This window comes from Paenibacillus thermotolerans (assembly GCF_028745515.1).
Taxonomy (GTDB): domain Bacteria; phylum Bacillota; class Bacilli; order Paenibacillales; family YIM-B00363; genus Paenibacillus_AE; species Paenibacillus_AE thermotolerans.
The window spans coordinates 57,773-65,511 of sequence record NZ_JAQZSG010000029.1; the positions used below are offsets into that span (position 1 = coordinate 57,773).

General features: G+C 49.0%; 8 protein-coding genes. 6 read left to right on the forward strand and 2 right to left on the reverse strand.

The genetic code is table 11. The annotated features are described in order from the left end of the window. The first annotated feature begins 83 nt into the window (after positions 1-83). The 4 genes from PT964_RS20275 to PT964_RS20290 are packed head-to-tail and all read left to right on the forward strand — an operon-like array spanning position 84 to position 4,035. Complete coding sequence (locus tag PT964_RS20275) at positions 84-860, forward strand: EAL domain-containing protein (protein WP_274365177.1); 777 nt, start codon at positions 84-86, stop codon at positions 858-860. Next, the gene (locus tag PT964_RS20280) at positions 850-1,836 is read left to right on the forward strand and encodes a methyl-accepting chemotaxis protein (RefSeq protein ID WP_274365178.1); all 987 of its coding nucleotides are present in this window, start codon (positions 850-852) and stop codon (positions 1,834-1,836) included. The genes PT964_RS20275 and PT964_RS20280 overlap by 11 nt, the downstream gene beginning before the upstream one ends. 14 nt (positions 1,837-1,850) lie before the next feature. Next, entirely contained in the window at positions 1,851-3,389 is a 1,539-nt protein-coding gene (dptG, locus tag PT964_RS20285) for a DNA phosphorothioation-dependent restriction protein DptG (RefSeq protein ID WP_274365179.1), read from the forward strand. Position 3,390: 1 nt separating this feature from the next. Continuing rightward, positions 3,391-4,035, forward strand: coding sequence for a response regulator transcription factor (locus PT964_RS20290; protein ID WP_274365186.1), 645 nt, complete (start codon positions 3,391-3,393; stop codon positions 4,033-4,035). A 68-nt stretch (positions 4,036-4,103) separates the two neighbouring features. Here the strand turns inward: PT964_RS20290 and PT964_RS20295 are convergent, their stop codons facing one another. Continuing rightward, entirely contained in the window at positions 4,104-5,183 is a 1,080-nt protein-coding gene (locus PT964_RS20295) for a permease (protein WP_274365180.1), read from the reverse strand. Between the two features lie 116 nt (positions 5,184-5,299). Beyond that, on the reverse strand, positions 5,300-6,175 hold the full coding sequence (locus tag PT964_RS20300; protein WP_274365181.1) for a selenium metabolism-associated LysR family transcriptional regulator: 876 nt from the start codon (positions 6,173-6,175) through the stop codon (positions 5,300-5,302). A gap of 235 nt (positions 6,176-6,410) precedes the next feature. Here PT964_RS20300 and PT964_RS20305 point away from each other — a divergent pair, with 235 nt between their 5' ends. Beyond that, entirely contained in the window at positions 6,411-7,010 is a 600-nt protein-coding gene (locus PT964_RS20305) for an NADPH-dependent FMN reductase (protein ID WP_274365182.1), read from the forward strand. Positions 7,011-7,080: 70 nt separating this feature from the next. Then, the gene (locus PT964_RS20310) at positions 7,081-7,650 is read left to right on the forward strand and encodes a TetR/AcrR family transcriptional regulator (protein ID WP_274365183.1); all 570 of its coding nucleotides are present in this window, start codon (positions 7,081-7,083) and stop codon (positions 7,648-7,650) included. Positions 7,651-7,739 lie beyond the last annotated feature (89 nt).

The following is a 7,739-nucleotide window of genomic DNA, read 5'->3' on the forward strand; positions in this document are numbered from 1 at the left end:
GAGGTGCGCGGTAAGGCGTTCTTTCAACGGCCGTTGAAAGGCGCCTTTTTTCAAATCAGGTTACCAACAAGGGGAGGAAATGTTTGCGGAATCTTGCACGGCAACTTAAGGAAGACCTCGAACAAGAGTTGCTTACCATATTCTATCAACCCATCATCGATTGTTACACGCAGAAAATCGTAAGCGCCGAAGCGTTAATTCGCTGGAACCACCGCACTCTCGGCAACATTCCTGCTGCGGAGGTCATCAAGATCGCCGAAACATGGGAACTCATCGTTCCTTTGGGAGAATGGGTATTGACAAAAACGTGCATGCAGGTAAACCGATGGCACGCGCAAGGATTACGCATAACGGCAGCCGTCAATGTATCGCCCATGCAGCTGGAGGATTTGCAGTATACCGACAAAGTATACAAAGCGCTGAGGCAAGCAAATATAGAGCCGGGCGATTTAGTGCTTGAAATTACGGAGACGGAAAATCTATTTCATTACGGCAACGCTTTCGCGGCATTAAGAGAATTGTCCGATTTCGGCGTAAAGCTGTCCATCGACGATTTTGGGGTCGGTTACGCGTCCGTAGGATATTTGACACAGATGCATTGCCAATATATTAAAATCGACCGTTCCTTTGTGAGGGACATTCAATCGAGAACGTCGAGGGAAATCATCAAATCGATCCTATCGCTCGCCAAGCAATTAAACATTTCCGTCATCGTAGAAGGTGTAGAAGATGAAAGCGAGAAGGAAATTTTGCAGCAGATCGATTGTCGTTTGATGCAAGGATACTTGTTCGGAAAGCCGATGGAATTGGAACAGTTTAATCGGAATTATATACGGGGTGGCGTCTTACATGATAACTAAATGGCTTGCGACATTTTCACGGAATCGGGACACAGCCGCGGTTGCTCCGCCGGAGAAAAACCCGATCCTAACGGAGCTGCATCGACAAATGGATCAGATCTCCTCCTACTCCGAACTTTTGGAGGCTATGGCCTTTGCCAGCAAAGACGGAATTACGAACATCAAGGAGGCCAACGAAGTCATATCTCAAGGAGCCATCCAGCTTTCCGCCTCCACCGAACAATCCGCTCGCGCTATGGAAGAGATGGCTCAAGGGATTCAACGAATTGCCGAATCGGCGACGACGGTGCACGAATTCTCGCTGAAGTCCTCGGACGAAGCGGCAAAGGGGACGCAATCGTTGGAGCTGGTAACCGAACAGATGGGCTATATTCATCATTCCGCCAATCGCTCCTCGGAGGTCATCCAGACGCTCGGCGATCATTCCGCCAATATCGGCAAGATCGTGACAACGATTGCCGATATTGCTTCCCAAACGAATTTGCTTGCTTTGAATGCAGCGATTGAAGCGGCTCGCGCGGGAGAGCACGGAAGAGGATTTTCCGTTGTCGCAACGGAAGTAAAGAAGCTCGCCGAGCAATCGTCCGACTCCGCGAAAGAAATCTCTGTTATTATTAAAGAAATTCAACATCAAGTGCAGCTTTCCATTCAATCGATGGAGGAAGTCTTGAAGCAGGTGCAGGTCGGGCTGGAACGAGTCGAGCAAACGAGCCATACGTTCTCCGCTATTGTGGGCGCCTCCAGACACGTAGCTGTCCAAATTCACGAGATATCGGCGGTTTCGGAACAAATATCTGCCGGAGCGGAACAGATTGCGGCCTCGGTAGTGGAAATGATGAATATTTCGAGAACGACAGCCTCCAATATTCAAAGCGTAACAGGAACGATAGACGAGCAATTTGAAGCCATCGAGGAAATTAATACGTTGTCCGAAAATTTAGGGAAACTGAATACGGAGTTAAGACAACTGTTCTGAGGTGACGATAACCGATGGGTTTCTCTAATCTGAAGCATGTGGACGTACTGAAAATCATAGCGGAGAATACGACGGATATTATTCTTTTTGTCGAGAACAACGGGATTGTGTCTTATGTCACCCCAAGCATCAAGAAGACGATGGGCTATGATGAGAGTGAGTTTTTAGGGAAAACCGCGTTCAACCACATTCATGTCGATGACCAAGCCTTGGTCGAAAACTTGCATAAGGAAGTGGTAAACTCCAAGTCCTCGATTTTGTGCGATTACAGGGCTTATCATAGAAACGGCAGTGTCGTATTTATGGAAGCCAAAGCCATGCCTGTACCGGACGAGGATGGAGAAATTACTTTGGCCGTAGTCGTTCTTAGAGATATAACCGATCGGAAACAGACGGAAATCGCGTTGCGGAAGAGCGAGCAAAGATATAAAGTGCTGCAATCGAGCCTGAATCACTTTTCCGGCGACCTTACGAAAATTATGAAAAGCGCCGATTTGGAGCGGCGCTTGCTTCTGGAAGTGATGGAAGTAATGGACGCGCAAGCCGCACGAATTTTTCACATCTCGAAAGAAACGAATACCGTCGTAGCCGAAGCAGGCAGCGGTGTTCTTGCAGACTATCAAATTATTTCCAAGCTCCAGAACGATATCTCGATCGGTACGCTGCTAAATATCCGTAATCAGTACTTTGTGAAAATCGGGGAAACGATCGACCGTTCGTTTTTTCTAGGCTTTACACTGCTTACTCCGCAAATAAGCGAGGACGACAGGCTGTGGTTAGAAACGATCATTCATTACGTCCGTATTTTGTACGACAATTTACAGCAGATCGAACAGCTGATCGAGCAGCTTCAAGCCATTGCAGAAACGAAAGAAACGCCGGTATGGGTGTTAAGATTATTATTCAACCTGTCGGAGAAGGAACGTTTTCAGCTTTCCGGCGACTTGCATGATTCCGTGCTGCAAACGCTCATACATTGGTATCGCAAGCTGGAAAATATGTCGGAGCCAACCGAGCCAAGCGGCGTTACGGAAGACCTTGTCCAAATATCGGAAGGGTTATTGGACTGCATCCACCAAATCCGCAATATATGCAATGAGGTTCGGCCTCCCTTCTTCCGGGAAACCGGAATTATCGAGGTGCTTCGAAATTTGTTCGATCACGTCACTCAATTTAACGGAAACTTTGAAATATCCTTTCAATCGGAAGAGAACGACTATGAACTAAACGAAGAACAGATGCTGGGCATCTATAGAATCGTCCAGGAGCTTCTTAACAATACAATGAAGCATTCGGACGCTTCATTGGTGCGCTTTCATATAAGAAAAGAAAAAGAAGACTATATGGCGATCGAGTACAGCGATAACGGGAAAGGCTTTGAACTGGAAAGACTGAAAGCTCCTCTACGCCATCTGGGGATATCGGGGATCCAAAAGAGGGTGCAAAGCTTGGAAGGCAGCGTTCAGTTTTCCTCCTCATTGGATTGCGGCGTTTCCGTAAAAATCAAAATACCTGTAAAATTATCGAGAATGGTGGCTGCCTTCATTGATTAAAGTGTTGTTGATAGACGATCATTCGACGGTCGCGGAAGGCACGAAAGCGCTAATCGAACAAGAAAACGATATGATAGTCGAAATGGAAACCGACCCGTTCGAGGTGCTTCATCGGATTCAGTTCCATAAGTACGATCTCTTTTTATTGGATTTATATATGCCGGCGATGAATGGAGTCGAGCTTTCCAAGAAAATATTATCGATACAGCCGGAAGCGCGGATCGTCATTTACTCCGGCTTCGATATCGCTCCCCATTTTAACATGCTGATCGAAACCGGCGTGGCAGGCTTCGTGTCCAAAACGGGGACAAAAGACCAATTGATCACTTCGATCAGGTGCGCAATGCGCAACGACATGCTGCTTCCCGTTTCCCTTGTCAGGCAATTGAGGAGAATCGGAGTCGTAGCGGAAGGTTCGAGTCACTTCGCCGAGAGAATCGTCCTGACGGAGAAAGAAAATGAAGTGCTGCTCGCGTTATCGAAGGGCTTACCGAGCAAGGACATCTCCAAAAAATTGCTGATGAGCCAACGTACGGTGGAATACAATATCACGAATATTTTCAAAAAACTGAACGTAAAAACAAGACTTGACGCAGTAACGAAAGCCAAGGAGCTTGGCCTTCTCCCCGCGGAGCATCTCAACTAATCGGACAAAACAAAAGGACAGCGGAACCCGAAAGGATTGTGCTGTCCTTTTTTACCGATGCCTCTGGATTACAACACCCACGAACCGACAATGCCGCACAAGACTCCCAGAATGACTACGGAAGACGCTACGAAAACAAGCACGCGAGCCGGGAATGCTTTCTTGATCATCAACAGAGAAGGCAAGCTCACGGAAGGCAGCGTGATCAATAACGCTGCGGCCGGACCCGCTCCCATGCCGAACGACATCATCGTTTGGACGATCGGTATTTCCGCGGCGGTCGGGATTACGAACAGCATCCCCGCAATCGAAAGCGCGATAATCGTAAGAATGCCGTAGGACGCCGTTTCGCCGACGGCCGGCAGCAGCCAAGCCCGGAATGCCCCGAGCAGTAGAACGGCAATGATATAGGCCGGCACGATCGCCAGCGTCAGCTTCCACACGCTGCTCAGCCAGCGCCGCCAAATCGGACGGTCTTCTTCCGCACCGCCGGATTGCGATTTCTCGATTTCCTCAGGTATTGCAGCATCCGACGCTAAGCGATTCGCCAAGTAGCTCACGCCGAATACGAGCAGCAGCCCGAAAATCAACCGCAGCGCCGTAAACTTCCATCCGAGCACGAACATCATAAAAATGAGCGTGGCCGGATTAATGGCCGGATTTCCGAGCCAAAACGCCAAAGCCGCCCCCACGGAAACGTTTCTTTTCCGCAAGCCGACGGCAATCGGCGCGGCGCAGCAGGTGCACATCATGCCTGGAATTGAGGCAGCGCCGGCAATGGCCGTACTGCCGAAGGTCGCTTTCCCCAGCACGCGCATCAGCCATTGCTTCGGAATCAGCACCTGCACTAACGATCCAAGCAAAATACCTAAAACCGCGGCTTTCCAAACCGACTTGTAATACGCTGCGGCGTAAGACCATGCCGCTTCCCAGGAAGGAGCCGGCGCGGTAGCTGCCGTGCCGGACACGATGGATGCGCCGATCGAATGCGTATCCGCCGCCGTAAACGCTTTGTGAAAGTAAGGCACCCATTTGACGTACGCTAAACCCGCTATAAGAATAATGAGGAATATGGCAATTGAAATAACGGATTTTTTATTCGGACGCACCGTTCCGAGAGGTTTCGAAGATGCGAGCTCCTGATTCATTCGGATCACCCTAACTATAATGATTTGGTTCGTTATGATTATTTCTCATTCACTATATGAGAAAAAGTCATCTTTACGAACTTATCACTACGGTCGATTGCTTGTAAAGTGGGAATTTATGATTTGAACCGGCGCAGCGCTTCTTCCATAAATAGTCCGATCAACGGATGGGAGTGTCTCGACTTATGTACGTATAAATAAAAGCCGCGGTCTGTCGGGATCTCGAGGAACACGCGAATGCCCGGACGATACGCATCCCGTATCGACCAATGGGAGACGAATGCATAGCCGACGCCCGCTTCCGCCATGGCAAGCGTAGCTTCCGTACTGTTGACTTCGGCCGCAACCGTTAACGTTTCCAAGGAAAACCCCGATTTGTTCAATATCTCCTCCACCGCCCTGCGTGTTCCGGAGCCTTTTTCCCGTACAATAATTGGAACGTCCCGAACGTCCTTCAACGAGCTCAGCGGCTTATGACCGTCGCGCCCGATCAGAACGAGCATGTCCGCAGCGACATACTCCCCCGTCAGCTCTTCATGTTCGATGCGATGTCCTACGAAGGCCAGGTCGATTTGGCGCTTCAGCAGCATTGTCAGCACGTCTTCCGAGTCTTCGGCACGAATGGCGAATTCGATTTTCGGATGCTTTTCCCGAATCCTCCTTACTATGTCCGGCAGCATATAACTGGCGGGAATCGTGCTGGCGCCGATTTTTATTTGTCCGGTCCATTCGTTCTTCAGAGCGTGACATTCCGCCAGCAGAAGATCCCACTCCGCAAGCAGCTGCTTCGCTTTACGATATACCGTTTCGCCGGCTAAGGTCGGCTTGACGGAAGACGAGGTTCGCGAAAGCAGCTGCAGGCCGATTTCTTCCTCCAGCGCTTTGATTTGTCTGCTTACGCCGGATTGGGTGAGGCCCATCGCTTGCGATACTTCCGTAAATCCTTGATGTTCGACGACATTGACGAACGTGTGCAAATATTTGAAGTTCAACCATATCACCTGATCCGCAACGAAAATTATGAGTGGCTGTAAATTCCCTCTATACTCATTCCTTCCGAATAGGCTCAAATCCTTTATCCATGGTAGCATCCCGACGGAATAACGGCTTTATTCATAAGCATCATGTAAATTTATGTTACTTGACTACAGTTGTTTGTATTTATATAATTACTTACGAAAAGTAACAATAGAACAAATAATAATTACAACAAGAGAGGTGAACGAAATGGGCATCCTAAGTAAACTCTTTTCTACAACTAAGGAGGAACAGAATACACCTATGACAAAACTAAAAATCGGCATTATTCTAGGCAGCACACGTCAGGGACGGGTAAGTCCGCAAGTCGGCAAATGGGTGAAAGAAATCGCGGATCAACGCGGTGACGCGGATTATGAAATTGTCGACATCGCTGAATATAAATTGCCGTTTCTAGGCGAAACCGACGGCCAAGAGCCGGGAATCAAAGCTTGGTCCGAGAAGCTGAAAAGCTTGGACGGCTTCGTATTTATTGTTGCGGAATACAACCACAGCATTACTGGCGCATTGAAAAATGCACTTGATTTAGCGCGCGAAGAGTGGAACAATAAGGCGGCAGGGATTGTCAGCTACGGATCGACCGGCGGGGCACGCGCAGCCGAGCATTTGCGCGGCATTTGCGGCGAATTGAAAATCGCCGACGTTCGCACGCACCCGACGTTGTCCTTATTTATGGATTTTGAAAACTATACAACATTCAAGCCGGCCGAATTGCACAAAGACAATGTGAATGCGATGCTTTCTGAAGTCGAGGCTTGGAGCAGCGCGTTGAAACCGCTGCGTCAATAAAGTAAACCCTATCCCCTGCCGAGGTATTTCCTTAGCAGGGGTTATTTTATTTTTGAAGGGAGATCCTAGGGTGGCCAGACAACGAGCGTTTACAAAAGAAGAGCTGCTGGATGCGACGGAGGCGCTGATCATCGAACGCGGATACGAAGGCTTCCATCTGAAGGCGTTGTCCGAGGCGCTGAACGGTGCCAGAAGCACGATTTACGAATATTATTCCAATAAGGATGAAATCGTCGCCGCCTGCATGCGCAGAACGATGGAAAGAACGCTCTCCTCCTGCGAAGGGCTTGAGGGCCTCGACACGGTAACCGCTATCAAGAAGCTGCTGTACGTATTCCTCAGCCAAGAGCATCTTCACAAGCTGATCGAAGCCGCCAAAAAAATCGACGAAACATCGTCCGAACGCGCCCGTCGCGACCGGCAATTTATTGAAGACGGCCACAACAAAATCAAATCGATCCTGATTCAGCTGCTGGAACGGGCACAAACGGAAGGCGCATTGAAAAAAGATGTTCCGCTTCCCGTTATCGCCGCCGTTTTTTTCCATTCGATCGAGATTCCTAACTGGCTGCAGCTTCCCCCGGCACAATGGGCGGAACAGCTGTTTACAATATGGTGGCACGGCGCGGGTGCTTCTTGAATTTGACACCTGCGTCGGATTGCTGCATAATTTTTAACGGGTTCGCTTTTTTTTCTACGACGGCATGAATAACTAACAGGAATTTCCTG